This is a genomic window from Armatimonadota bacterium, assembly GCA_029907255.1.
Taxonomy (GTDB): Bacteria; Armatimonadota; UBA5829; order DTJY01; family DTJY01; genus JAIMAU01.
The window spans coordinates 96,139-122,512 of sequence record JARYMF010000010.1 but is presented as its reverse complement, the minus strand read 5'-3'; the positions used below and the strand labels follow the sequence as shown (position 1 = coordinate 122,512).

Genomic DNA, 26,374 nt, shown 5'->3' with positions numbered 1-26,374 from the left:
ACCATTGCGCTGTATAGGTCGCTGCATGCGGCTGCGCGTATCCCGGGAACCTTGTTCGCAACTATGCACATACCTATACCCGATCCACACACAAGTATACCCCGGTCGAACTCACCTTTTGCGACAGCCTCTGCAACCTGCAAGCCGATATCGGGGTAATCCACGCGGTCAGCGCTGTATGTGCCAAAGTCTTTAAACTCTAGGTGTTGTTCGGTAAGGAAGCGAACTAATTCCTCTTTTAGCCAATATCCTGCGTGGTCAGAGCCAATTGCAATTCTCATAACAAGGGATTATATCACGTGGCAAACAAGCTTGTAAAGCTAGGCAGTCTCCGAGTGTTTAGAGGAAAACATGCGCCTGTTGATGAATATTTCTTTGCATTTTTAGGATTGCGCTGGGGGGTTGTGATAGGGAACCAATGAGATACGCAGTCGGGTTTCTGGTTGCAATTGTCTTTTCTTATCAACATTTGTTCGGTGCAGAGATTGGGGCACGAAGTGTGCCTCTAATAACAATCCCTTTTGTTGAGAAAGGTCCAGAGCTTAAAGGATTACTTTCTGATCCTCTTTGGCAAAAAGGGGCAAAATTAACGGGCTTCAAGAGTATTAAAGATGGCAAGCCTGTTGCTTTCGATACTACAGCGTATATCCTTTATGACCCTGTAAATCTCTATATTGGAGTTCGATGCTCCGAACTTTACATTGATCAAATCTTCGCTGAGATTAAGGAACATGACGGCGAGGTGTGGCGAGATGATTGTGTCGAAATACTTCTCGACACAAATCATGGGCACCGGACAGCTTATCACATCGCTGTGAACTCCAAAGGCGTTGTTTCGGACGCTCGCCGAATATTTGACGACCGCGCGGACACCAAGTGGGAGAGCGAATGCGCAGTAAAAGCCGACTATGATAAGGGATTTTGGACGCTTGAGATAGCTATTCCCTTCAAGGCTTTGGGCGTGAAGCCAGTTGCAGGCTTAATGTGGGGGTTGAACATATGCCGTGAGCGTATGGTGAGCCCCCGCGAGTATAGCGCATGGGCTAACACTCCGGGCGGATTTGTGCGGCCCGACAATTTTGGTCATGTGGTGCTGGGCGGCGATAGCTCAGGGATTAGGTTGGTAACATGGGGCAATTTGGACACTGATAATCTTTACGGCGGTGAGAATGTTTTAAAATGCGAGATAACTAATCCCCACAGTCAAGCTGAGTCTGCATCGGCAACCCTTGTATCTAAAATTAACGGAAAGACTAGCATTCTAGCAAAAGGTAGCATAACCATTCCGCCTAGTGCAACAAAAGAGCTGTCGCTTGAATACACCCCAGCTGGCGATCCCAAGGAGATTTTTGAACTCAGGGTTGACTTGAATGGCAGCCTGGCAATGTTGGCGACACACCCATCAACAGCTATCCCGCCCGCCCCTAGGGTTTGGCAGATGGATGATGCACTTTTTGAGCCTCTACTTTCGAAGACTCCGCCGGGTGAACAGAAAAACGGTGCGATTTATTGGTTCCATAGCGGCAATGCGGCAGAGCTTCGTGCGTTTGCGAAGGAATTTGGTGTTCGATATTCTTTGGAAGAGGCTTACAAGGAGCTTGCTGATTATAAACTAATGCCTATTGTCCAGCCGCATGTTGTAGCAGCGGAACCTCTTAAAAGTATGGTAGCTAAGTATCATTTTAAGGTGCTAGTTGAGCCTGAATGGCGGGGAGCTGTAAGCAAAGGCGCCCAAGCTATTGGCGGTAAGCCCTATATATTCGACCCAAAGAGCAAAGATGCCTACCTTGAGACCCTTAAGTCGTCCATCGAGCAGGCGCGCGAATATATATGGGGCGTGTATTCGTGGGATGAAATGCATGAGCAAGCTTTGGGGCAACCTCTGGAGCTGAAACTACAGATGCCGGATTCGTCGCTTGTCAAAGAGATAGATGAAGAGGTCAAGAAAAAGTTTGGCTATGGAAAGTTTGGCTTGCCAGATACATCAAAGGAATCCGACCCCTTCTGTTGGATTGCCTACCGTAAATGGATAAATCACAAGTTGCTTGAGTGGCAAAAGGAGATATACGAAACAACTAAGAAACTTGCGCCCGAAATCCAAGTTGTGTCTTTCGACCCCGTTGCCGGGCATAAGCCATATGAACTCGACGCAATTGGCCCATTTGTGGATATAGTGACACACCAACTCTATCCCTCTGGAAACCCCAACCGCCAGGAGTTCGGTTTTGTAACTAAGTTGGTAGCTGACCTAACTGGTAAGCCGGTATGGCCCTGCACCCATGTTGAAAACTATGCTTACTCTACGACCGCAGAGGAGACTCGTGAATTAATGAGCCAGGTAATGCGTAATGGTGGCAAGGGATTTCACCTTTATATTCCTGATGTTCAGGGCGGGCGTGCACCAAGCGGAGATACTAAACTTTCAAAGTATGGATGTCCAGAGCGCTTCCGAGCAATAATGGAAATTGTGCGGATGGCTTCAGAAATGAACGAAGTGGCAGTTCCAAACGACCCAGACTGTGCCATCCTTTATTCAGAGGACCATTACCAGTCGTTTACTGCTCCAAGCTACATATTTCCCAACGAGCCTGAATATGCCTATACATTTCTCGGCCCAGTGGCAAGGACTTGGTTTAAGTTCATTAATGACAATATGGTTGCAGATGGCAGGGCGAACCTTAAGGCATGGAAAGCTGTCTTTATTCCAGGCGCGAAATATGAGCGACCGGAAGTGGTTAAGGCACTTGCAGACTACGTCAGAGATGGCGGTGTATTAGTGTGTGGTGATCCGGAGGCATTTACGTGGGCTCCAGATGGAAGCAGCCTGGCTGATTTGCGCAAAGAGTTGCTGGGCGTTGACGTTGGACCCAGTGTGGAGCAAACAGAGATTTTAATTACCGACGATACTTCGTACGCGCGGCTTAAAGGGCTAAAGCTTTCTGTGGGTGGCTCTGCATTCAAGCTGACCGTGGGCAATAACGTTAAGGTGGTGGCAACCTTTGCCGATGGAAGTCCGGCAATAATTGAGCACAGGTTTGGTAAAGGAAAGGTCATCTTTTTTGCATCAAACCCATTTGCTGAAAAGACAGTTGGGGACCAAGCTTGGAAGGACTTCTTCAAGGCGCTTGCTGAGAATTTGGGACTAAAAACCGGTAGGGACATCTGGCGCTTTAAGTTTCCAAATCTTAAAACAGTTTATCAGTCTGACCCTGAGGGCGTGTGTCTTACTGGTAACTATATAAGGTGGCAGCAAGAGCGACCGATTAATGTGAAAAATGCCGCAGTCAAAGGAACCTATTCGTACATGGTGCCGCCTGACGAAGTTGCCGATGAGGCAGGTGAAATACTAATTGAGTTTGGCAAAGGCAATCTAACTGATAGACGCCTAGCCCCAATCCTTACTAAGAAAGTTTTGCATCCAAGAAACTTTATCGTAACCTGGAGAAAAACTGACCAAACAGCGGTAACTTTTGATTTTGGAAAGCCGTTTTCGCTGAAGAGACTGCACCTTTGGTACTCAGACCAGCTGCCGGAAATGATCGTAGAAGGGAGTGAGGATGGCAAAAACTGGTCTACGTTAGCATCAAACCCAAAGCAGAACCCAACAGAGGACGTATTGGACGTGAGTTTGGACCTGCCCTCCGATACACCTTACCGCTTTGTACGTCTTTCATTTGGAAAGCGGGACCCCGGTGCAAAAATGACGCTGGTAGAGTGTGAAATATGGGCAAATCCAGAAAAAGACGGTTGAGGTCTATAATAATTAGCAAAGAATAATTAGTTATAGGCAATATAAAGCAGGAATTCTACTTCCAGTGCCTAAGAAGTCCTTGTTTGCTAAATCTGGATTCGTGGGTTTTAAAAAGCATGATATCGGGGCAGGTGGGCATGGAGGAGCGACAGGAGAAATTCAGCAGTAAAAAATCTAGCTCTGAGCGAGTCTATGTTGAATGTAACTTTGCGGCAATTAATCCGGCGTGCATATGGCATGCAGTTAAAAAAGCGTCTTGGCAAGCGCGCATTCCTTTGTTAATTTTTCTGATTAGGATACTTATCTGCAGAATCCTCAATAAGCAACTTTGGGTTCTTAAGTATACGGATGATAAGTTTTTATACAAAAAAGTAAACATCACCGAATTCACAAGTCTAATTCCTCGCCGTGCGAACGAAGTCTCAGGGGAATTAATGAAGCTGAGATTCAAGCACTTAGAGGATTACGTATCAGGAGCGAGTGCTGGGAGTACGGTCTGCCGCTTGTATTCAAACCCTTCGATTGGGACATATGCGATTTTAAGTGTATGCTGTTCCAAAGAGATGCGAGGTTATGTGGACCTTGAATACCGCAGTCTGTATAATAATGGTTGCCAAGTAGTTACCCTTGACGCTCCGCTTCCAGGTTGGCGGGAATATTCGCCTCTGCATATTCATGCCTACCCTGGATTTTCTGCAGAGCGCCTTCTGGAAAAACATTTAAAGCACAAGAATGATAAAGCTATTGAGGAGTGGAAACCGCTGCCGAATGCTAATACAAGCGAATATGTGGACTTTTTGGAGTCGACTTTTACAAACTTTATTGACTATCTAGAATCTAATGGATACGCTAGGCGCGTGCGCATGGAGTCTCATTGCAAACGATAGCGAGGAGGTAAGCTGATGCGAAAGATAAAGATTACGGCAGGAGCAGTTCAGGCGACGGCTGAGTTGAATGATTCGGCGACTGCAAATGCAATCTGGGACGCGTTGCCCATAAGAGCACGAGCAAATACCTGGGGCGATGAAATTTATTTCGGCATTCCGGTTCACGTTGGCGAGGAAAACGGCAAAGAAGTTGTGGACTTGGGTGATATAGCATACTGGCCGCCTGGAAGCGCTTTCTGTATATTTTTTGGCCCGACTCCGGCGAGCAGGGGTTCTGAGATACGTCCTGCCAGCGCTGTGAATGTCGTGGGCAAAATTGAAGGTGATCCGAAGGTCTTTAAATCGGTGCGCTCAGGCGAGCAAGTTGTTATAGAGAAAGTTGAGGAATAAGAGTATACGTTGACTGCATGCGGACACCCTTGCTAGAATGACTGCATAAATGAACGCTCAAAGCGTAGATTTGGCAGGTTGTCTGAGGTGCCGCGGACTAGGATAATTGCCGCAATAGTTGTGAGCTCTGTCCTATTTGTTTTGCTTCAAGGGTGTTTGCGTCAAACGCAAGATAATGGAACTGGTGGAAAAACTGTTATCACAGTTTGGCACCCTTGGGGTGGCACCCAAGCCGTCGCTTGCGAAGAGGTAATAAAGGCATTTGAAGCCGCGCATCCTAAAATTGACGTTCGTCCGCTTTTCACTGTCAATGACCTTTCAAACAACCAGAAGTTCTTTACGTCGGTAGCCGCAAAAAAACCTCCGGACGTAACGTTTGTTGACGGCCCGCAAGTCGCTGAGTGGGCTGAGCAAGGCGCGTTGACACCACTTGACGATTTTATTAAATCTGCGGGCATTAAACCAGACGACTATTTTAAGCCATGCTGGCTGCAGAATAAATACAAAGGCAGGATTTGGGCGCTAACATACTGTGCAGACCCAAATTTCGCCTTTGTTTGGAACAAAGCTCACTTTCGTGAAGTTGGACTCGACCCAGAAAAGCCTCCAGAAACCATCGAAGAGCTAGACCGCTATGTAGAGAAGCTGACGAAGTGGCGAGGGCATTCGAAGGGAAGAAAGCTTGTTCGCATAGGAATTATCCCCTGGTCGCAGTACGGCGCGGCAAATTCGATGTTTACATGGGGATGGGCATTTGGTGCGTCATTTTACGATCCCAAAACTCACACCATCACCGCCGATAACGAGAAGGCTGTAAAAGCCCTCGAGTGGATGTGTTCTTATGCCCGCAAGTATGATGTGAATAAGATCTCGAGCTTAGAGGCAGGTTTTGGTTCAGCCGAAATGAATCCATTTTATGTGGGGAAGTATTCTATGGCTTGCCTTCATATATCGGGTGTCGAGGAGATAAAGAAGTATGCGCCGAACCTTGACTATGGACTTGGATACATTCCCGCTCCGCCCGACGGCGAGAAGCACAGCTCTTGGGTAGGCGGTTGGTGCGTGGCGATTCCAAAAGGCTGTCGGCACCCTAAAGAAGCTTGGGAATTCATAAGGTGGACGTGTGCAGACCCTGAGGGCACAAGGATTGTAGGCGAGAAAACTGGACTATTCCCTGGTTATCGGAAGTCGCCTTATTTCGCAAAGGTTCGCGGTAAGCCCCAGTATGGCATGTTTCTCAAGATACTTGAGGAATGCCGCCATCAAAGGCCTGTTATGCCTGCGCAGGCATATTATATGGGTGCCTTGCAAAGAGCTGTGGACGCAGCAATATATGGGCGAAAGTCGCCCAAGCAGGCACTTCGTGATGCTCGAATTGAAACTCAGCGCGAGCTCGACCTCGTGATGGGTAAAGAAAAATAAACGGAGAAGGCAAATGATAGATCCGAAACTTCTAGAGATACTTGCATGCCCGGCGTGCGACGAACGTCCGCCAGTTGAGCTGAAGGATGACAAGTTGGTTTGCACAAAGTGCGGACGAAAATATCCAATAGAAAATGGCATTCCTGTAATGCTTGTCGAAAAAGCAACCTTTGAGGAGTAGAAAAATGTTAAAGTTTCATGTCATACATGGGCCGAATCTTAATCTTTTAGGAGTCCGTGAACCCGAAACTTACGGTTCGCTCACCTTGGAACAAATCAACGAGCAGATAAGGGCACACGCAAGAGAGATCGGCGTCCACGTTGAAATCAACCAGTACAACTCCGAGGGTGATATTGTGGAGGCGATCCAAAAATCGCTTGATTGGGCGGATGCAATCGTGATTAACCCGGGCGCCTATACCCACTACAGTATAGCAGTGCGCGATGCAATTGCGGCGGTGAAAATTCCAACCATTGAGGTACACCTCTCGAACATTCATGGTCGTGAGAAGTTTCGCCAGATATCCGTTACTGCGCCAGTATGCGTTGGGCAAATTTCCGGGTTTGGAGCAATGAGCTACATCTTGGCGCTTGATGCGGCAAAGTCGCTGGTTGAAAAAGGATAGATTGGTGGGTCGTTCATGTCTAAACGGTTGGAGCGGCTTAGAAATGAGCTGATGGCGGCCGGAGTTGATGCTTTCCTCGTCTCGCAAATTGAAAATGTCCGCTACCTAAGCGGATTCACCGGCTCATTTGCGTTCCTGGTTATTACTCTCCAGGATGCTTATTTTCTAACCGACGCCCGCTATATCGAGCAGGTATCTCAGGAGTGCCAGAGATATGTTATTGAGGAGTTCCAGGGGGGTTGGACCAAGAAAGCTTCCGAATTAATTAAAACTCTAGGGGTTCGCAAGGTTGGCTTTGAGTCGGCGCACCTTAGTTACGATGCATGGAACGCACTTAGGGAACAGCTGGAAAAAATCGAGCTTGTTGCATTAGATGACATTATCGGCAGACTTCGCACCGTAAAAGACGAGGCTGAGATTTTAGCGATTAGGGAGGCCGCGAGTATCGCCGACTTAGCTTTTGAACATATTAAAGGGCTTCTAAAGCCCGGCATGTCGGAGAAGGAAATTGCAATTGAGATAGACTTCTTCATTCGAAAAAATGGCGCCGAAAGGGAGGCATTCGAAACCCTGGTAGCTTCAGGACCTAGGTCCGCCCTCCCTCACGGCAAACCAACAGACAGGCTTGTTTCTGAAGGCGAACTATTGTTGCTCGATTTTGGCGCAAGATGGCAAGGCTATCATTCGGATATAACTCGCACCGTCGTCATTGGGCAAATGCATCCAAAGCAGATAGAGATTCATGAGATCGTTCTCGAAGCCCAGTCTAGGGCTATAAAAGCCATACGTCCAGGATTGCCGGGGGGAGATATTGACAAAATCGCAAGGGACTACATCACTGAAAAAGGATACGGTGAGTATTTCGGCCATGGCTTGGGACACGGAGTTGGGCTTGCTGTGCATGATGGTGTGGATGGAGGTAGAATTCTGGGCAGGGGAAGCAAAATCATACTAGAAGCCGGCATGGTTGTTACGGTTGAGCCTGGGATTTATATCCCCGGCTGGGGGGGAATTAGAATAGAAGATGATGTTTTGGTAACAAAGTCGGGTGCCGAAGTTCTTACCCATTCCTCACGAGACCTTAGTATTTTTGCAAAGTAGCTTTGATTACTTTTGCGGAAAGGAGCTTAGCATGTTTAAAGAAATTCTTGTGCCATTGGATGGTTCGGAATTGGCAGAGAAGGCAATCCCTTATGCGGTTGAATTGGCTAAAAAATTCGATTCGAGGATTACCTTGTTGAGCGTAATCGAGCCGGTTGCAATCTATTCACAGCCCGGCATTGTTGGACCGGTAGTGAATGTGGTTCTTGAGCCAGAAGCAGAAGCCCAGGAAGTCCATAAATACTTAGATAAAATATCAACAAACATTAAGGATGAGGGTATCAATGTCCGCAAAGTGGTGAGGCAGGGGGATGCCGCAGGGCAGATATGTGATTTTTCCAAGGAAGCGGGCATTGAGCTTATTGTAATGTCTACGCATGGGCGTTCTGGGTTTCAGCGTTGGGTTTATGGAAGTGTTGCCGATAAGGTCCTCCGAGGCGCAGAAGCACTTGTATTGCTTGTACGTGCAAGGCCAAAGGAGGCGGAGAAGTAAGAAAGAAAGCCTTTAAAATATGGAGATTAGCCACACAATCCTCAGTATAATCCTAATCTTAATTGCTGCCAAAGTTTTTGGGGAACTTGCCGAACGAATAAATCAGCCGCCTGTGCTCGGTGAGCTGATTGCCGGCGTAATTCTTGGTAGTAGCCTGTTGGGATGGATTAAAGAAGACGATGTTCTTATCACCTTAGCTGAAGTCGGGGCAATACTCCTCCTTTTCGAAGTTGGCTTAGAAAGCGATTTGGAAGAGTTCCTGCGAGTCGGTTGGTCTGCATTTCTTGTAGCAGTGATTGGGGTAGCAGGCCCATTCGCAGTAGGGTACTTCGCCTCAATCATGCTTGGGCTTTCCACGTACGTTGCAATTTATATAGGCGCAACCTTGACCGCCACGAGTGTGGGTATAACAGCGCGGACTCTCACTGACCTTGGCAGATTACAAACGCCCGAGGCAAAAATTGTCCTGGGAGCCGCCGTGATAGATGACGTCCTTGGGCTTATTATCCTTGCCATTGTAGCAGGTCTTGTTGTGACTGGCACTCTTTCGACACTAATGGTTGTAAAGGTAACGGGTCTCGCAATTGTTTTCCTAGTCGGTGCGATAGTTCTGGGTGTGCCTGTTGCTCCTCACCTGCTTAAAATAGCTCAGAGGATGCGGACTCGAGGTATTCTGACCATAAGCGCTTTTGTCTTTTGCTTATTCTTGGCGTTTACTGCTGAAAGCCTACAGCTGGCAGGAATTGTGGGTGCTTTCGCCGCGGGTTTAGTGCTTGCGAGGACCGAGGAACTAGCTCATATCCAAGAAAGGATAAAGCCGCTTGCGGATATCTTCATCCCTGTGTTCTTTGTCATGCTTGGAGTTAAGGTACGCCTGCAGGATATTAATCCCTTTAATCCTGAGAATAGCCAAATCGTTATGCTTGCCCTCCTGCTTATCGTAATTGCAGCGTCTATGAAGTTATTTGCTGGGTTGGGTGTCGTTCGCTCAAGTGCCAGCCGCCTAATTGTCGGAATTGGAATGATTCCTCGTGGTGAGGTTGGGCTTATATTTGCCAAAATGGGTATAGATCGCGGCGTTTTGAACTCTGGCGAGTATGCGGCTATCGTTGCAGTAGTAGTTGCCACGACATTTATGACGCCTTTCTTGCTCAAGCTTGCATTTCAGCGCATTGCAAAGAAACTCCAAAAAACCTCCTCACACAGCCCAGACGCAACCAACGCATAAGTTGTCCAAGCTATTAGCAATATTGGGCTAAATTTGTCGGAATTATGACGGTATTTTAAGTTACGGCTTGACTTTTTGACAAAAGTGTGATATACTTACCATGGGAGCAGAGGGTCAGGAGGCCCACGGAAACTTTGCAAGGAAAGCCGTTGGGAGACCATGACACAAGCTTCGCATGCTGCCCGGGACCTCAGCATCTAGAAGCAAGAAAAGGGCTGGCTAATGCGACGCAAAATTATCCTGATCTTAGTTTGGCTACTTTCTACGATCTCGCTCCAAAAGATCGCTGCAGGCACTAATGTAGCATACACCAAGCGCTTCCTCCATGGAGTCCCAGTTCATGTTGTGAGTGCCAACTTGAACAGCCCCAATATACGAGTCAGTGCCGCAATGTCGAAACGTGGCATTGGCACAACCGAGGGCTTTGGCTCAATGCTTTCTCGACTCCAGCCTACTGCTGCAATTACGGGTACGTATTTCTGCACGCGGACTCTATTCCCAGTGGGCAATATAGTTATTGATGGCAGGTTGGTTGCACTTGGACACGTTGGCACGGGAATATGCTTCACTCAAGATAACAAAGTGGAGTTCAAGCGGGCGAAATTCCTTGGCGATAACCAGTGGGCGGCATATTCTACTCTAATTTGCGCAGGTCCAAGGCTAGTAACTAATGGCATTGCCGGCGTATATCCTCGTGCAGAAGGGTTCCGCGATAGGCGGCTTTACGCCAAGAGCCCGCGTTCAGCGATTGGAATCACAAATGCCAACAAGCTTCTCCTCGTAGTGGTAAGCAAGCCCATATATCTTAGCACCCTTGCAAAAATTATGAGGGAGCTCGGCGCAGTAAATGCAATCAACCTTGATGGAGGCGGTTCGACAGCTCTCTACTATGAAGGCAAAGTTCTTAGACACCCAACCCGCCAACTTACTAACCTTATTGTAGTCTATGAATCGCCTGAGCAGTTTGCAAGAATCAAAAGTCAACTTGCACCGACTCCGACAGTTGCTGCCCGCCGCACAAAGGCCCAGCTTCCATCCGCGACAGCGGAGCCAGCAGCCATGCCAATGCCAATTCGAACGCTTGCAGTGCCTTTTGCGACTGTATCTTTCGTAGAAAGCTCGATGGATAACGGGACAGCTCAAGAGCTAAGTTCCTGTGCAGTCGAGCATTCTTTGACAACTGGCGATGTTATAAGTGTGGAAAAAGATTTGGCTGTGATTCCTGAGTCGCCGTGGCTTGCCGGGAGTACAGCTGGCAGTCGAAAGCGAGAACTTCGGGGTCCAACGCACAATCATGCCTTGGGCGGCTAATGGTAGAGCATTTCTCCTCTTGCGCTGATTCCAATTTCTTCGCTATTATTTAACCACAATGGAGTATGAAAGCAAGCTTAATCGGCTCTTCAGCATTTTGGGTATTGCGTTTGGTGCCTTAGCTACTATAGGTATTGGCGTTTATTTAGTAGCAACAATTAACCCAAGAATACCTTGCAAGACTGTTATTCGTTGGGTAGTAGACCCAAATCCAATCCGCAAGGAACAAATCAAGCTCTTTGAGTCAAAATATAGGAACATTCACGTAATCAACGATCCTGGGGCTGAGCCCCAGCGACTTCTAACCCAGCTTGCTGGTGGCGTCCCGCCCGACGTAATGGCGCTCTACAATCCGCAGACCATTCGGCTTTTTGCAAAAAATGATGTTCTTCTAGACCTGCGGCCTTATGTAAAAAAATACAAGCTTCCGATAGAAAAGCTATATCCAGGTCTTAAGCCTTATATTTATTATGAGGACAAAATCGTTGGCGTGCCTGAGAACTGCGGGCCATATGTGCTTTTCTACAATAAGAAAATGTTTCGGGAGGCTGGGATTCCTTACCCCAAGCCTGGTTGGACTTGGGATGAATGTCTAGAGGTGGCGAAGAAGCTTACAAAATATCAAGTAGTCGGCGGTCGAAAGGTGCCAGTGCAGAAAGGAATTTACGTTGGCACGCATGATTGGTGGTTTTTCATCTGGATGTATGGTGGCCATCTTTACACCCCGGATGGCAAGAGATGCATAATGAACGATGAGAAGGTAAAGAAGGGCATTCGATTCTGGGCTGACTTAAGGCTTAAGCATCATGTAACGCCGACGCCGAGCGAAGCGCAGAGCATGGCGCCTACCGGTGGATGGGGCACCGACGCGCTCTTGTTCCGCGAGTCGAAGGTAGCGATGATGGTATCCGGAAGGTGGTTATGCATACAATACAGGGAGCAAAAGGACCTAGAGTGGGACGTGACGAGCGTGCCGCACGGCCCAAACAGGGTAACGCTTCTGGCTAGCAAGTGTTACTCAATCCCGAAGACCAGCCGCCATAGGCATGAGGCGCTGATATTTATAAAGCATTTGCTCAGCAAGGAAAATCAACTTTTGGTGGCAAACTACGGCGATGGGATACCGACGCTTCAAGACCCAGAGATTGAAAAGGCATTTGCGTATAACCCAAAATATCCGAACGAGAGGAACAATCTGCTTCATATTCAGGAGATGAAATATGCGCGGGTTTCCGAGAGCTCGCCCTATATTAACGTGTTGGACCAGGATGCAATAATGGCGCGGGAGTTTGACAAAATGTGGCTGGGCGAACAAAGTCCCGATAAGACGTGCGACGAAATTGCTTGGCAGATAAACGCAGTCATAAGGCGCAACCTAGCGAACCCAAATTTCCTGGATTAGTTCGGTACGAGTCGAAGGGTTTATTAAATCAATGAAACGTTTATCTTACAAGACAAAAGAGGCATTGGCTGCATACGCTTTTCTTGCTCCCAATTTCCTAGGCTTCTTGGCGTTCACGAGCATTCCGGTAGTGGTTTCTTTTGTTATGGCTTTCACCCATTGGAATATTTTCAAGCAGCCGATTTGGGTTGGGCTAGAAAATTTCAAAAACCTGCTGTGGTTTCATCGAGAGGGAGGCCGCCTTGTGCCGAACGACCCATTCTTTTGGCAGTACGTCTACAATACTGTCTACCTTATGGCAGGGATTCCGATTGGCATGGCGGGCAGCCTGATTGTGGCGCTAATGATGAATCAGCGGATGCGGGGAATCGTTGTATTTCGTACGATTTATTTTCTGCCGACTGTATGCTCGGGCGTCGCTTTATTGATACTATGGAAATACCTTTATAATAGCGATATTGGTCTAATCAACAAAACCATACGCCTGGTGGGCGCATTTATTTACGCAAAGAAGCCTTTGGCAATCGGCGCAACGGTATTTGCGGCACTCATTTTTGGCATCGTTATAATTGGATTAATAGCGGCATTATTGGCGTTCTTGCAGTGGCTTTCCGAGAAAATTCGGTTTACCTGGCCCGAAGGTTTGTTTCGAGCGCTAATGTTTGCGTCTGGGGCGTGCATTTTCATTCTTATTGGTATATATGGCAGGGCATTCTATAATGCGCTCAGCATGTTTTTTGCCGAACCCCCCGATTGGCTGGGGACAGTTCAATGGGCAAAGCCATCTTTGATTCTGATGAGCCTTTGGGGTGGTCTTGGCGGGTACAACATGATTCTTTATCTTGCCGCGCTTCAGGGGGTGCCAAGCTCGTATTATGAGGCGGCTGAGATAGACGGTGCTGGTCCATGGCAGAAGTTTTGGGCGGTCACTTGGCCGATGATTAGCCCAACTACATTTTTTATTTTGGTGATGAGCATTATTGGCGGATTCCAAGGTGGATTCATGATTGCAAACGTCATGACGGGCGGTGGGCCAGCTGGGAGCACCACTACTATTGAATATTATCTTTACCAAACCGCATTTGAGAAGTTCAATATGGGCTATGCATGCTCGATAGCTTGGTTCTTGTTTGCCGTGATACTTGTGATAACTCTTCTCACGTGGAAGCTTGGCGGAAAAGTGGTGACCTATGAATAGGGTAGGTTTGGGTATAAAAGTTGCCTTCTACATCGTTTTGAGCATTGGCGCAATAACAATGATTATTCCATTTCTTTGGATGGTTTTTACTTCTATCAAACAGCCTCACGAAGTATTTTCCGCTAGCGGCGCGATTAAATTCCTTCCTGAGCATTTTTTCTGGCGGGATACGGTTATAAATGGTGAGAAAATTCGTGCGTGGTGGGGCAATTACCCTGATGCTTGGAGGGAAATCAACTTTTTCAGGCTTTACTTGTCAAGCATATTTGTAGCAGTGGTGGGGACATTTGGCCAGGTGCTGACAAGTTCGATGGCGGCTTACGCGTTCGCTAGGCTGAGCTTCCCTGGACGCGATAAGCTCTTTTTTGGATATCTTGCAACGATGATGATACCGGGTTCTGTGACAATGATTCCGGTTTTTGTGATAATGAAGCACTTAGGTTGGATTAACACATATCAAGCGCTAATCATCCCAGGGTTGTTTAGTGCGTATGGGACATTCATGCTCAGGCAATTCTTTATGGGGCTTCCGGTGGAGCTTGAAGATGCAGCGAAGATTGATGGTTCGGGTTATATTGGCATATGGTCGGGGATTATTCTGCCGCTGGCCAAGCCGGCGTTGGCGACATTGACGACATTCACTTTCATGGGATTTTGGGGAAGTTACATGTGGCCTTTGGTTGTAACGGTAACCGAGGCGCCGAGGACACTTCCGATTGGGCTGCGTTATTTTGTTGGCCAGCATGCGACGAATTACACTCAGCTCATGGCTGCTTCTGTGATTGCGCTCATCCCGGTGTTGCTTCTTTTTGTTTTCAATCAGAGATACTTTGTAGAGGGTATCAAGCTCCAGGGGCTAAAAGCCTGATTGGGAGAGGCGGGAAGAGCCTTTTGGATTTAGCAAATGTTTAATTTCGGGGATGCACGCCATACTTCTTACTAACCCTGGTTGCCAACCCAGTCATACCCGAAGGTTATCTGCGACTGCCCAGGATATGTCACCGCCGCAAGACGGCTGTTGTTGTCGTATGAGTAGTACGTCGTGCCATTGGAATCCACCATACTAAGCGGATTTCCTGCCCCGTCCCGCTCAGGATAGTCTATGCTAAGAAGCTCTGTCGGAGGAGAACCATCCTTGTAGTGTGTTATTGTCTCCATCCGGTAGCGTGGGTCTTCGTCATACTCAAAAACACTGTACGTGCCGTTGGCGTAGTCTATCCTAGTCCAATTCTTAACCTTGTTATACATATAACTAGCCTTCCTACCCAAATCTCGTTTCACGTCCTTTACGTAGCTGTTATGATTTACACCTGGTTGGCGCAAGCAATGATGGTGTCATTTCTCCGCTGTTGTTACTTTGGGCTATGGCCTAGCGAAGAACACCACTAAAAAGCGCCGGGTCAGCTCATCCAGGTTTATTTCAACAATAGTAATCCCAACTAATACAGCTGTAAACAGACCAAACCAGAACCATTCGCGGATTGTTTTTGGTAAGGGCTTAAAGTCTCCGGGGCGTGTCACCCGAAGAAAACTCGCTATAAAGTAAATTACCGCTGGCCCTGCTTCAATGCCCAAGCTTGTCCAACTCAAACTTGCTAACACGACGGGCCACAACAGCCATAATCCAATCCGAGCTATGGAGACGCCCGTTCGCTTCGGCAATAACACCACGGGGACAAGATACCAGCCTATTATAGCGGATGCTATGCCGCACAGTCCTGTTGCAAATAACTTGGGATGTGCTCCATACTCTATCATCACACTTCCTGCGGGCAGTACGATGAACAAAATGGTTGCAAGTACAAAAAGTATTCGCCAGCAGCTTGAACATAATTTCATGTAACCACATCCTTTACCTTCTTGCAGAGGATGTCCTCACTATTTCCCTCGCACACACCGGGTTGTGGCTGTACTCTTGCAGGTCAAACCTTGCCCGTCTTCATATGGCAAGCCATATTTCGCAATAGACTGTTTCATAACTAGCCTATAGGGGCTTTGCACGGCAGCAAAGCGGTAATAAACGACAGACTAGGCCTCCAAAAGCATGAAGACCCCTTTTGCCAGCGAGTGCACAGATCTCCGCACATTCTATCCCAGGTTGTGCACGTAGAAGCCATTCTTCATAGCGTTCAGAACCGTCTTCCTTTTCCCGAAAATAACGTTTCATAGCTTTTGCATATCGCTCTGCTGTACTAATACACTTTTGGCATTCTCTAAGTGCATACAGTGCAATTAAGCAGTTTCCTGCGGAGTATCCAGTAGTTGCGGTCCTGTAAATCAGTGTCAACAATCCGCATATTGTCACAGGCTCCCGGCCGGACGGGTCGGTCTGGAAAGTTGGGGAGTCATCGGCATAAGCATAGAAGCTCCGTGGGCTTCTATCGACTGGATCCACCTGCGTGAACCTTCCAACCTCCGGGTCATAGAAGCGGACGCCGAGTTGTAACAAGGGCAAGTTGGCATCCTGGACGTGAGTATAATACCCCAACTGCCCTACGAATTGATAGGGCTGAGCAGTGGAGCCTGTATGCTCCATGAGCCTCCCCCAGGCATCGGATGTATACTCATCTGTGATATTGCCATTACTGTCAGTAAGCAGTCTTGTCGACCCAAGTGCATCGAAGTGATAGTACCTCACAGCCCCGCCGTTCGTCAGTCGGGCAATTAGCTCGCCTCCTGGCTCTCGAATGTAGTATGCCGACCCACCAGAGCCTACCTTTTACATTCTAGCCTTAAGTAGGTAAACCGTCAATAGTTTAACTTCTAATAACAGTATTTTTAAAATGCCTATTGATATTCAAAACCGAACCGCTCGGGCTAGCTTTAATTTTTCATGCAATGCTGGGGAAATTGGATGCATTATTTCTTAGCGTCTAAATTTTCGATTGCGGAAGTTCTCGTTGGCGACAACCACCTTTTTAGCCCCAAAGTTTCCTGTCTAAACTGCGATATTGAACAGCTTCTGCGACATGCGCCAGCGCGATGTTTTCAGCACCTTCTAGGTCTGCAATCGTCCGAGCGAGCTTGAGAATTCGATCATAGGCGCGCGCAGAGAGGTTGAGCTGGTTGATAGCTGTCCTTAGGAGGTCTTTTACATCGTCTTTTGGGGTGCAAAACTTCCGTATTTGTTTGCCATTCATTTGGGCATTGCAAAATGTGCCTTTCCCATCGCTTGAAAATCTTTTCCTTTGAATTTCTCGGGCGCGCTCTACCCTGGCGCGGATTGTTGCTGAACTTTCGCCAGTCGGGTGGTTCATCAGTTCTTGGTCTTTTAAACGTGGCACCTCGATATGGATGTCTATTCGGTCGAGCAGTGGCCCTGAGATTCGTTGGAGATATTTATTGATTATCCCTGGGTTGCAAGTACAAGCTCGGGTGGGGTCCGAGTAAAAGCCGCAAGGGCAGGGGTTCATGGCTGCGACAAGCATAAACCTCGCCGGATAGGTGAGAGAGCCGGCTACTCTGCTGATGGTCACAGTTCCATCTTCCAGCGGTTGGCGAAGGGTTTCTAGCACATCTCGACGGAACTCGGGCAATTCGTCGAGGAATAGGACACCATGATGCGCAAGGCTTACTTCTCCAGGCACAGGGTACGAGCCGCCGCCACTTAGTCCGGCGTTGGATATTGTGTGGTGTGGGGCTCGAAAAGGACGGGTTGTTATTAAAGCTGATTGTGAATCCATTCGTCCGCTTACGCTGAAAAGCTTTGTGGTCTCAAGCGCCTCATCCAGAGTCATTGGGGGCAGAATTGTTGGAATTCGCCGGGCTAGCATGGTCTTGCCGCTTCCTGGCGGCCCAATCATTAGAATATTATGTCCGCCAGCAGCGGCGACTTCCAGCGCCCGCTTTACGTGTTCCTGGCCTTTTACATCGGAGAAATCTACATCAAAAGCAGGTTGGTCGAGCATGAACTTGGAGGGGTCTAGTTTCACAGGGTCAAATGACTTGCTGCCGTCCATGAATTGGAGCACATCGGTTAGGGAATTGACGGGGTAAACTTCTAGCCCTTCAACGACGGCCGCCTCGTAAGTGTTTGCTTCGGGAACGATCATGTACTTTTTCTTAGCTTCTTTCGCCGCCAAAGCCATTGGCAAGACGCCGTGAACAGAGCGCACAAGACCATCCAGCGAGAGCTCGCCCACGACCATCATGTCCGGAAGCGATTCTAACGACACTTGTCCGCTTGCTGCGAGGATTCCGATGGCGATTGGGAGATCATAAATCGGGCCAACCTTTTTGATGTCTGCCGGCGCAAGGTTTATAGTGACGCGCTTGTTCCAAGGAAAATCATAGCCAGTATTTCGGACGGCAGCACGAACACGCTCGCGAGATTCTTGGACAGCGGCGTCGGGCAGGCCGACAATGGTGAATGAGGGGGTTCCCATGGCAACGTCCACTTCGACTTCAACAACATAGGCGTCTACTCCAAGTATTGCGCTTGAATCTACTCGAACGAGCATGGGTAACCTCCGGCATAAAAATTAAGAAGCCTGCCTTCAAAATGGCAAATCTTGATGGCTAGAAGTATGGATTACTCCTCAGGCAAGGAAACAGTTGGGGCATTATAGCAGTATATGGTAGGGCGTTGCAATGGCAGAATTCTAAAAATATTTGCAATTTATTGTTTTGTTTCATGGAATTGTGAGAAAAATGGGCGTATAATTAAGAACAAAGTTTTCGGTAGTTTTGTTCGGAGGTTAACGTGCAAAACGCAGATGGAGTAATAATTAAAAATGTCACAGGGCTGTTTGCTGAAAAGAAAACAGATTCGGAACAGGTAACCCAGGCTATAATGGGACAGCCGGTGAAAATTGAGAAGGACGAAGGCGATTGGCTTTGGGTCCAAACGTGGGATACCTACCATGGTTGGGTGCAAAGCCGATGGGTCAGCCGAAATGTTCCGAACCCTTCGCGCGTAGCAATCGTGACTTCGCTTTTTACCAATGCACTCAAAGAACCAGCCCCAGATGCCGAAATTTGGACAATTTTGGTGATTACTACCACTCTCGAACTCCTGGGAATCGAGGAAGAATTTGTGCGGGTTCGTCTCCCCAACGGCGCTCAAGCATGGGTAAATGCCAGGGATATAGAGATACGTCCGGCAGGCGAACAACAGCTACCCATCGGACCCATAGGCCAGGATTTGGTGCGCACAGCAAAGCGTTTCCTGGGTGTGCCTTACCTATGGGGAGGCACTAGCCCCTTTGGTATTGATTGCTCGGGGTTTATGCAGCTTGTCTACCGCTTGAATGGCATCAAGCTTCTTCGGGATGCTCATATGCAGGCGGAGGATCCGAGGGCGATTCCTGTTGAAAAATCTGACCTCCAGCCAGGAGATTTGGTATTCTTCGCCGGAGGACAAGATAAATCAAGAATCACTCATGTGGGAATGGCGTGCGGCGATGGCACGTTCATTCATTCATCGGGCGGTGCGGTCGGCGTAACGATAAACAATTTATCCGACCATCCCTATGACCAAAACTATTGGGGTGCACGGCGAATGCCTGGAAATTAGGCCAGTGGCTACTGTACAGTTGCCGCCAGTTCTGCGCCTTTTAAGAGCGCTTGTTCGTTCAGTGGAATGAACTTATGTCTATGAGGAGGCAGCACCTGGGCTAGCGAAGCAATAAGCGAGTCTAAGGAAACGACTTTAGTCAGCGCCGCATAGGCTCCAAGCATAATCATATTTGCCACGCGAACGTTTCCTAACTCTTCGGCGCGAACGTTGGCGTCGATGGCAAAAACTTTGCAGTCGCCGCGAACTATCGAGAGGTCAATTAGCGAGCTGTTGACCAATAGCAGTCCCCCCGGCTTGACGCATGGTTGGAACTTGCTGAAAAGGAACTGGTGCATTCCGATAAGGGTATCGGGGTGTGCGGAAATAGGTGAGCCAATTTCCTCAGATGAAATAATAACAGTGCAGTCGGCAGTACCTCCTCGGGCTTCTGGCCCATAGGATGGAAACCAAACGACCTCTCGGCCTTCGGTCATACCTGCGTGTGCGAGAAGCTGTCCCATTATCATAATCCCCTGGCCGCCAGTCCCCGCCATGATTACTTCTTCATGCATTTTGTTGCCTCCCAAAAGCGCCGCCCGGTGAATGAATGCGGTTTCTTAGCAAAAAGTCAAGATTGGAGTGAAGCCATTTTTACTTACCTTGGGCACCGCCGGTAACCCTGAGTCGGAAGTGGCAAGTACAACGTTGGCTTTTGCTTTATTGTAGGATAAATACTGAGAAGCAGTCAAACAAGATAAATATTGGCATTGATTTTCTGTGTGGGAAGTGGTATAATTGGCGTAGTCGGGGTGTAGCGCAGTTTGGTTAGCGCGCGTGTTTTGGGAACACGAGGTCGCCGGTTCGAGTCCGGCCACCCCGACCATTTTAATTGACTCCTTTGCAATGTGATAATTTTCTTTTTGCGTTCACCAACCGCTGTGCTAATATCGTGCCCAAAGCAATGATAAACAAATTGACAACATACCGTTTTTCTGATAATATAATTTCGACCGGGGCGTAGCGCAGTTTGGTAGCGCACCTGTATGGGGTGCAGGTGGTCGCAGGTTCAAATCCTGTCGCCCCGAAATGAGCATAGTTTTCCAGCGGCTGTGCTCATCTCGGAGCGACAGGAAGCTGCGCATGAGGACGGCTCATTATGGGCCGTCCTTTTTGCTTAATTGGGCAGTCGTTTCGTGTGCGTCGTCGGGCAAGCAGACTTGTTGCAGTTCTAGCCGCTCAAAGCCAATCGCCGCTCCCCAAATGCCATATCCTCGCTTGACACATTCGATATGTTGGCGTATAATCTCCGATAATTATCTCCACCACGGCCTTTTGCCGGGACGATAATCCAGTATTAACCAGAGGTGAACCTTTGAAAGGAGGGCTCAATGTCACAGGATAGTCGGTTAGAGCAGGAAGGCTTAAGCTTCGACGATGTCTTATTGCAGCCGCGACGTACGGATGTTGTCCCTCAAGACTGCGATACGACTACCTATGTAGCCCGCGGAATCAGGCTTCATATTCCTTTGGTGAGCTCACCGATGGATACTGTTACCGAATCGCGTATGGCGATTGCCATTGCGCGTGAGGGCGGCATCGGCATCATCCATAGAAACATGTCTGTAGAGCAACAGGCCGCAGAGGTAGACAAGGTTAAGCGCACGGAAAGCGGAATAATTCAAAATCCATTCTACCTCGCACCTGACAACACTATCGCAGATGCACTCCGAATAATGGAGAGATATCATATCTCGGGCGTGCCGATTACTACCAGCGGCAAGCTCGTCGGTATACTCACCAACCGAGATATTCGCTTCGAGGAAAACCACAACCGCAAGATTTCCGAGGTCATGACCAAGGAGGGGCTGGTAACTGCGCCTGTCGGCACTACGCTCTCTCAGGCTAAGGAAATTCTCCAAAAGCACAAGATAGAGAAGCTTCCAATCGTTGACAGCGAAGGAAATCTCCGAGGGCTAATTACAATCAAAGACATTGAAAAGATTCGCCAATTTCCAAACGCAACCAAAGATTCCAACGGGCGGTTGCGTGTCGGTGCGGCAGTTGGCCCACTTCGCGAGCCTGTCAAGCGCACTGCTGCCCTGGTCGAAGCTGGCGTTGATGTCATTGTTATTGATTGCGCGCACGGTCACTCCGAGGGAGTCATGAATGCGCTAAAAGCTTTGAAGAAGGAGTTCCCCGATGTTCCAGTCATTGCTGGAAACGTCGTGACAGCCGAGGGCGCCCAAGACCTAATAGACTTGGGTGCGGATGGACTGCGAGTTGGCCTTGGCCCTGGTTCGATTTGCACAACTCGTGTGGTGGCGGGTGTCGGCATGCCGCAGATTACGGCGATTATGGAAACTGCCAAAGTTGCACGGAAGTATGGCATCCCTATCATCGCTGACGGTGGCATTCGGCTGTCAGGCGACATAACAAAAGCTTTGGCGGCAGGAGCAGACTGCGTCATGCTGGGGAACCTTTTCGCAGGCACGGACGAAAGCCCTGGCGAAATAGAGATATTCCGCAATCGAAGCTACAAAGTCTACCGCGGCATGGGTTCGGTAGATGCCCTCAAAGCAGGAAGCAGCGACCGCTACTACCAGGGCGGTGGAGAACCAGTCCCCGAAGGAATAGAGGGCCGAGTGCCTTATAAGGGCCCGCTTTCCGAAACAGTCCACCAGCTAATGGGCGGTGTTCGAGCAGGGATGGGATACTGCGGCGTGAGAAACTTGGAAGAGCTTCGCACGAAAACAAAGTTTGTAAGAATAACTGGTGCGAGCCTCCGAGAAAGCCATCCGCACGATGTCCTAATCACAAAGGAAGCTCCAAACTACAGCCTTCCTGATATAGGGCTTGATTGGTAATCCAATTTATAAGTTAGGTAGCTTTCTTTAGGCTGGGCTGTTAAGCGCCTCCGCCAGTCCTTGGCACGCTTGCTTGATAGTAACTCAAGTTGATTACTCCAAAGAAGGAGGGTATTAATGTCCGCTGGGACACCAATCTACGTATGCCAAAAAGTTCCCCACGGAACCATAATTATAGATGGTATTCTCAGTGACCCCGGCTGGCAGGCAATCAGGCCAGTCGGCGAATTTATACTCTTCGATGGCTCTGGCCCCGCCTCAAGACAAACCGAAGCGCGCATGTGCTGGGATGACGATAACTTGTACATCTCCTTTAAATGCGAAGATCCCGATATTTGGGGTACGTTTTTCAACCGAGATGACCCAATCTATGAAGAGGAAGTCGTCGAGGCGTTCATTGACCCTGATTCGGATTTGAAGCGATATTATGAACTGCAGACCAGCCCACGCGGCGTATTGTTCGATGCAATCATTTACAACCCCACTGGCTTGCGAAAGGATATGGCGGCAGATACGTCTTGGACTTGCAGAGGTTGGCAGGTTGGCGTTAAGGTGGATGGCACTCTCGAAAATAGAAACGACATCGACAGAGGCTGGACCGTCGAATGGGCAATTCCGTTCGCATCACTGCCGACGGCGCCAAATATCCCACCCAAAAATGGCGATACCTGGAGGCTGAACCTTTATCGAATTGACCGCACGCCAACCCCTGAGTTTAGCTGTTGGTCTCCAACACTGGAAACACCGCCTAACTTCCATGTGCCCTCTCGTTTTGGGACAATCGTTTTTCGTGAATAGCTCAAAATCGGCAATTTTTTCAATAAAAAGGCGGGGCGCGGTCTCGGCGAGGCTGTGGTTTTACTTGACCAAAGGCGCATTTCCGGCTATAATAAAGTTGCGTTCCGGGGTCGTCCAACGGCAGGACACGGGCCTTTGGAGCCCGGTATCCTGGTTCGAATCCAGGCCCCGGAGCCAAAATTTCCTCCCAAACCCGTATAGGTGAATTGAGGTGGCCCCATTTGGCTTTTCGCACAAGTGGGGCATTTTTTTTATCACTCGAACCCAAACAAGGGTAACAAGGGCTTAGAAAGTTACAAGAGATGGTGGCTTGATAAATTTCAGGATTTCGCCAAAGCCTCAAACTTACCTCGAAACAATTTTGGATGCTTGAGTTGCAAAGCCTTTCCAGTCCAGCTATATAGTCGTTGGCAAAATTAGTAAGCGTTATTTTAGTTGACATTCACTCACCGAAAGTGTTATTATTTTCAAAGAGGTGTTACTCTATGCACAAAGTCGTTCGCTTTGGCGTCTCAATGCCCGAAGAGCTTCTCGAATCTTTTGATAGGCGAATCCAAACCAAGCAATATCGAACTCGTTCGGAAGCCATTCGAGACATTGTGCGAGACTATCTTGTAGAAGGCGAGTGGGAAAGCGAAGAAGGGCAAGTAGTTGGGACGGTAACCTTAGTCTATGACCATGAGACTCGCGAGCTCTCCAATGTTCTTACCAGCCTGCAGCATAAGTTTCACGATGCCATCTGTTGCACCACGCATGTTCACCTTGATGAACACAATTGCCTAGAGGTGATTGTAGTTAAAGGGTCTGCGGAGCAGGTAAGATCGATTGCTGATAAATTGATTAGTACCAGGGGGGTGAAGCATGGCAAGCTAGTTTGCACAACAACGGGCAATGCCCTAGTTTAGTAATTTTTTTAAACTATTGGTAGCACGATTTTAAAAATTGTATGCATACCAGTTGCACAACTTTAGTAAACTCGGAACAATTAGCAAGGAGGAAAGAAGCAAATTGAGTAAAGCTTTTTCATTGCTCTTGGCTATTGGATTAGCGGCGTACATTGCAGGTATTGGCTTGGCAAGCGACGAAATGCCAGAGGAGCCTGTGTTTGAGGTAGAGGTTGTTGGCGTAAGTGAGCCTGAAGCTGTTGGTCAGATTTCGACTTCAGCCAGCGTAATTACTCGGACCGAAATTCAGCGTTCGGGGGCACAGAACTTGATGGATTTTTTGGTAAGAGAGCCAGGCGTTTGGGTGTCACGCCAAGGTGGAATGGGCTATGGCGGAAAAGTTAATATTCGCGGATTCGGAGGTTCTCCGCCAACCCAACTTGCAGTTTTGCTTGACGGCCATCCAACTCAGATGGGCATCATGGGCCATATTCTGCCGACATCTTATGTTTTGGACAACGTTAAGCGCATCGAAATCCTAAGAGGTCCTACCGGAGCTTTGTATGGCGATATGGCTGTAGGCGGCGTTATCAAAATTTATACTCGTGGTCCAAAGGATGAGGATTCAAGAGGTGCTTTGCTAGTCAAGGGTGGTGGCTTCGATACGTTCGGCAACCAGCTTTGGTTTCGGGGAATTAATGAGAAGTGGGGCTATCGGTTCCAACTTGGCCGCTACAGCACTGATGGTAGCAATCCATTTGCGAAATACGACGCCGACAACTATTCGCTTGCAATAGACCACACTTTGAGAAATGGTTGGGATATGGCATTTCGCAGTCAGCGGTTGATTTATACGACTTTCGACCAGAACGAAGTTGCCAATGCCTATGCCGCTGGGCGAGAGCCAAAGTTCATAGAGCAGGATTACGACCGTGGTGACTATGACCTTGAATTCAAACGTGATGTGGGAAATCACTCCACCAGCGTGAAGCTCTACCGCACCGAAGGCGAGCATGAGTTTCAAGATGGCTTCCATTCAAAAGATTTTGGGCAAGGCATCATTCTGTCGCAGACTATTCCTGCTGGGCGCGGCAAAGGAGAGTGGGGCATTGGAGTGCGCACTATTGGTGGTAAGATTTACAGTCCTGCCTCGCTTGCTCGCTCATTCTCGCGCAGTGAGCCAAGTATGTTTCTATTGTTTGATCAGCCGATAGCAGGCAAAACGACACTGTCATTAGGAATGAGATATACAGCACCGGAGGATTTTGGTTCGGAGGTGCTTCCGCATATAGGAATATATCGCGAAATGAAGCAAGGCTGGTCGTTATATGCGAGTGCTAGGCGTGGATATCGGCTGCCCAGTTTTCGGGAGTTGTTCCTCTTTGGCATAAACAACCCAAATCTAGAGCCGGAGAGCGCATGGCAGTATGAGATAGGGGCAAGGAGAAATCTGCCCTCTGGAGCGCAGGTTGAGATATCTGCATTTGATATTGATGCGAAAAACCTGATTGTGCTAGGACCTCGTCCAGCTGGTGTGCCAGGGCCGCCAAAGCAATATGCGAATACGGGAGCAGTAACACGGACTGGTTTTGAAATTAGCGCACGATGGCCCCAGGGCTCAAAAACAGCATACTATGCGAACTTCTCTTATTTGGACGCAGGCGCCAGAAGGGAGCAAACTGTGGGCCATAAGCTGGCGTTTGGCGTTGACTATCGCCTTGGAAAATGGATGATATCGGGCGACCTTTTATATGTAAATCGCCTATTTAATTACGACCAAACGAACACTTTGGTCAAATTACCTTCATTCACCGTCGTAAATGTCAAGGCTTCGCGACCTATTTCCAATATGGCGCGCATAGGGATTGTGATTGAAAACCTATTCAACCGCTCATATAGAGTAGATCCTGCTTATCCATATCCTATGCCAGGCCGATGTATTAGCTTGCAATTTGAGAAAGGATGGTAAAAATCATGTCCGACCGTGACCCGCTTCTAAGAGCGCGTGAGCTTGCAATTGCAGGACTTTTGGGAGCACTTGGACTTTTGCTGCCAATAGGTTTTCATGCTTTAGGGTGGGGCGGTCGGGTATTTCTTCCTATGCACCTGCCAATTTTGGTGGCGGCATTTCTGGTTAGCCCGGGCACCGCGATAAGTTTGGCTGTCGTGGTGCCCTTTCTATCCGCAATATTGACCGGGATGCCGCCATTGGCCCCGCCCGTGGCGGCTTTGATGGCTATTGAGCTTGCAGCGAAGGCAGGAACTGCTTCTTTATTATATCGCTCTCTCAGGGCGCCTATGTGGATTGCTCTGCCATGTGCAATCATTGCCGATTGGATAGTGCTTGGAGTTGCCGCATGCTTTGCCGCTGATTTCTTTGCCTTGAAGGGAGAACCACTCCATTACGTTCTTGGAGTTATTTTGGTAAGTATGCCCGGAACGGTTCTACAATTGGTTGGCGTTCCAGCGGCTGTGTTTGCGATTCAGCGGCGAGTTCCGCGACTGCGGCTCAGATAGAGGGC

25 protein-coding genes and 3 tRNA genes are annotated in these 26,374 nt (G+C 48.5%); 22 read left to right on the top strand and 6 right to left on the bottom strand.

What is annotated here, in order from left to right; translation table 11 throughout:
* Positions 1 to 281, bottom strand: a 281-nt coding sequence (locus QHH26_10570; GenBank protein ID MDH7482397.1) for an RpiB/LacA/LacB family sugar-phosphate isomerase, incomplete at its 3' end; no start/stop codon positions are given.
* A 137-nt stretch (positions 282 to 418) separates the two neighbouring features.
* On the opposite strand from QHH26_10570, the gene QHH26_10565 reads away from it, so the two are divergent.
* The 13 genes from QHH26_10565 to QHH26_10505 all read left to right on the top strand — a co-directional run bounded on the left by QHH26_10565 (position 419) and on the right by QHH26_10505 (position 14,677).
* Positions 419 to 3,751, top strand: coding sequence for a sugar-binding protein (locus QHH26_10565; protein ID MDH7482396.1), 3,333 nt, complete (start codon positions 419 to 421; stop codon positions 3,749 to 3,751).
* Between the two features lie 137 nt (positions 3,752 to 3,888).
* A complete protein-coding gene (locus tag QHH26_10560) occupies positions 3,889 to 4,638 on the top strand; it encodes a hypothetical protein (GenBank protein ID MDH7482395.1) in 750 nt (249 codons plus the stop codon).
* 15 nt (positions 4,639 to 4,653) lie between these two features.
* Positions 4,654 to 5,028 carry a cyclophilin-like fold protein gene (locus QHH26_10555; protein MDH7482394.1) on the top strand — a complete coding sequence of 125 codons (375 nt, stop codon included), beginning with the start codon at positions 4,654 to 4,656 and terminating at the stop codon, positions 5,026 to 5,028.
* An 87-nt stretch (positions 5,029 to 5,115) separates the two neighbouring features.
* Positions 5,116 to 6,450, top strand: a complete 1,335-nt coding sequence (locus QHH26_10550; GenBank protein MDH7482393.1) for an ABC transporter substrate-binding protein — start codon at positions 5,116 to 5,118, stop codon at positions 6,448 to 6,450.
* 13 nt (positions 6,451 to 6,463) lie between these two features.
* Positions 6,464 to 6,631, top strand: coding sequence for a Trm112 family protein (locus QHH26_10545; protein MDH7482392.1), 168 nt, complete (start codon positions 6,464 to 6,466; stop codon positions 6,629 to 6,631).
* Between the two features lie 4 nt (positions 6,632 to 6,635).
* Entirely contained in the window at positions 6,636 to 7,076 is a 441-nt protein-coding gene (aroQ, locus tag QHH26_10540; protein MDH7482391.1) for a type II 3-dehydroquinate dehydratase, read from the top strand.
* 15 nt (positions 7,077 to 7,091) lie between these two features.
* A complete protein-coding gene (locus QHH26_10535; GenBank protein MDH7482390.1) occupies positions 7,092 to 8,177 on the top strand; it encodes a Xaa-Pro peptidase family protein in 1,086 nt (361 codons plus the stop codon).
* 31 nt (positions 8,178 to 8,208) lie between these two features.
* Positions 8,209 to 8,670, top strand: coding sequence for a universal stress protein (locus tag QHH26_10530; GenBank protein ID MDH7482389.1), 462 nt, complete (start codon positions 8,209 to 8,211; stop codon positions 8,668 to 8,670).
* A gap of 19 nt (positions 8,671 to 8,689) precedes the next feature.
* Positions 8,690 to 9,898 (top strand): cation:proton antiporter, encoded by a 1,209-nt coding sequence (locus QHH26_10525; protein MDH7482388.1) that lies wholly within the window; start codon positions 8,690 to 8,692, stop codon positions 9,896 to 9,898.
* Between the two features lie 222 nt (positions 9,899 to 10,120).
* Complete coding sequence (locus tag QHH26_10520) at positions 10,121 to 11,209, top strand: phosphodiester glycosidase family protein (protein MDH7482387.1); 1,089 nt, start codon at positions 10,121 to 10,123, stop codon at positions 11,207 to 11,209.
* A gap of 58 nt (positions 11,210 to 11,267) precedes the next feature.
* Positions 11,268 to 12,611 (top strand): sugar ABC transporter substrate-binding protein, encoded by a 1,344-nt coding sequence (locus tag QHH26_10515; GenBank protein MDH7482386.1) that lies wholly within the window; start codon positions 11,268 to 11,270, stop codon positions 12,609 to 12,611.
* A gap of 31 nt (positions 12,612 to 12,642) precedes the next feature.
* Positions 12,643 to 13,809: a sugar ABC transporter permease gene (locus QHH26_10510; protein MDH7482385.1), complete on the top strand. Its 1,167-nt coding sequence runs from the start codon at positions 12,643 to 12,645 to the stop codon at positions 13,807 to 13,809.
* Positions 13,802 to 14,677 (top strand): carbohydrate ABC transporter permease, encoded by an 876-nt coding sequence (locus tag QHH26_10505; protein MDH7482384.1) that lies wholly within the window; start codon positions 13,802 to 13,804, stop codon positions 14,675 to 14,677. The genes QHH26_10510 and QHH26_10505 overlap by 8 nt, the downstream gene beginning before the upstream one ends.
* A 71-nt stretch (positions 14,678 to 14,748) precedes the next feature.
* On the opposite strand, the gene QHH26_10500 is transcribed toward QHH26_10505, so the two are convergent.
* From QHH26_10500 to QHH26_10485, 4 genes are all read right to left on the bottom strand, one after another.
* Positions 14,749 to 15,057 carry an RHS repeat protein gene (locus QHH26_10500; protein MDH7482383.1) on the bottom strand — a complete coding sequence of 103 codons (309 nt, stop codon included), beginning with the start codon at positions 15,055 to 15,057 and terminating at the stop codon, positions 14,749 to 14,751.
* A gap of 114 nt (positions 15,058 to 15,171) precedes the next feature.
* Entirely contained in the window at positions 15,172 to 15,648 is a 477-nt protein-coding gene (locus tag QHH26_10495; protein ID MDH7482382.1) for a hypothetical protein, read from the bottom strand.
* A 145-nt stretch (positions 15,649 to 15,793) separates the two neighbouring features.
* Entirely contained in the window at positions 15,794 to 16,447 is a 654-nt protein-coding gene (locus tag QHH26_10490; GenBank protein ID MDH7482381.1) for an RHS repeat-associated core domain-containing protein, read from the bottom strand.
* A 280-nt stretch (positions 16,448 to 16,727) separates the two neighbouring features.
* Positions 16,728 to 18,269 carry a YifB family Mg chelatase-like AAA ATPase gene (locus QHH26_10485; protein ID MDH7482380.1) on the bottom strand — a complete coding sequence of 514 codons (1,542 nt, stop codon included), beginning with the start codon at positions 18,267 to 18,269 and terminating at the stop codon, positions 16,728 to 16,730.
* A 242-nt stretch (positions 18,270 to 18,511) separates the two neighbouring features.
* On the opposite strand from QHH26_10485, the gene QHH26_10480 reads away from it, so the two are divergent.
* Complete coding sequence (locus QHH26_10480) at positions 18,512 to 19,324, top strand: C40 family peptidase (GenBank protein MDH7482379.1); 813 nt, start codon at positions 18,512 to 18,514, stop codon at positions 19,322 to 19,324.
* 8 nt (positions 19,325 to 19,332) lie between these two features.
* On the opposite strand, the gene QHH26_10475 is transcribed toward QHH26_10480, so the two are convergent.
* Positions 19,333 to 19,878: a 2-oxoacid:acceptor oxidoreductase family protein gene (locus tag QHH26_10475; GenBank protein MDH7482378.1), complete on the bottom strand. Its 546-nt coding sequence runs from the start codon at positions 19,876 to 19,878 to the stop codon at positions 19,333 to 19,335.
* 233 nt (positions 19,879 to 20,111) lie between these two features.
* Between QHH26_10475 and QHH26_10470 the strand changes: the two genes are divergently transcribed.
* The 8 genes from QHH26_10470 (at position 20,112) to QHH26_10435 (ending at position 26,369) form a co-directional block, all read left to right on the top strand.
* Positions 20,112 to 20,189 (top strand) — tRNA-Pro (locus QHH26_10470).
* Positions 20,190 to 20,317: 128 nt separating this feature from the next.
* Positions 20,318 to 20,391, top strand: a tRNA-Pro gene (locus QHH26_10465).
* 303 nt (positions 20,392 to 20,694) lie between these two features.
* A complete protein-coding gene (guaB, locus tag QHH26_10460; GenBank protein MDH7482377.1) occupies positions 20,695 to 22,170 on the top strand; it encodes an IMP dehydrogenase in 1,476 nt (491 codons plus the stop codon).
* A gap of 117 nt (positions 22,171 to 22,287) precedes the next feature.
* On the top strand, positions 22,288 to 22,968 hold the full coding sequence (locus QHH26_10455) for a carbohydrate-binding family 9-like protein (protein MDH7482376.1): 681 nt from the start codon (positions 22,288 to 22,290) through the stop codon (positions 22,966 to 22,968).
* 103 nt (positions 22,969 to 23,071) lie between these two features.
* Positions 23,072 to 23,145: transfer RNA gene (locus tag QHH26_10450), tRNA-Gln, on the top strand.
* A gap of 308 nt (positions 23,146 to 23,453) precedes the next feature.
* Entirely contained in the window at positions 23,454 to 23,873 is a 420-nt protein-coding gene (gene nikR / locus QHH26_10445; GenBank protein MDH7482375.1) for a nickel-responsive transcriptional regulator NikR, read from the top strand.
* A 103-nt stretch (positions 23,874 to 23,976) separates the two neighbouring features.
* Positions 23,977 to 25,821 carry a TonB-dependent receptor gene (locus QHH26_10440; protein ID MDH7482374.1) on the top strand — a complete coding sequence of 615 codons (1,845 nt, stop codon included), beginning with the start codon at positions 23,977 to 23,979 and terminating at the stop codon, positions 25,819 to 25,821.
* A gap of 5 nt (positions 25,822 to 25,826) precedes the next feature.
* The gene (locus QHH26_10435) at positions 25,827 to 26,369 is read left to right on the top strand and encodes an ECF transporter S component (protein ID MDH7482373.1); all 543 of its coding nucleotides are present in this window, start codon (positions 25,827 to 25,829) and stop codon (positions 26,367 to 26,369) included.
* Positions 26,370 to 26,374 lie beyond the last annotated feature (5 nt).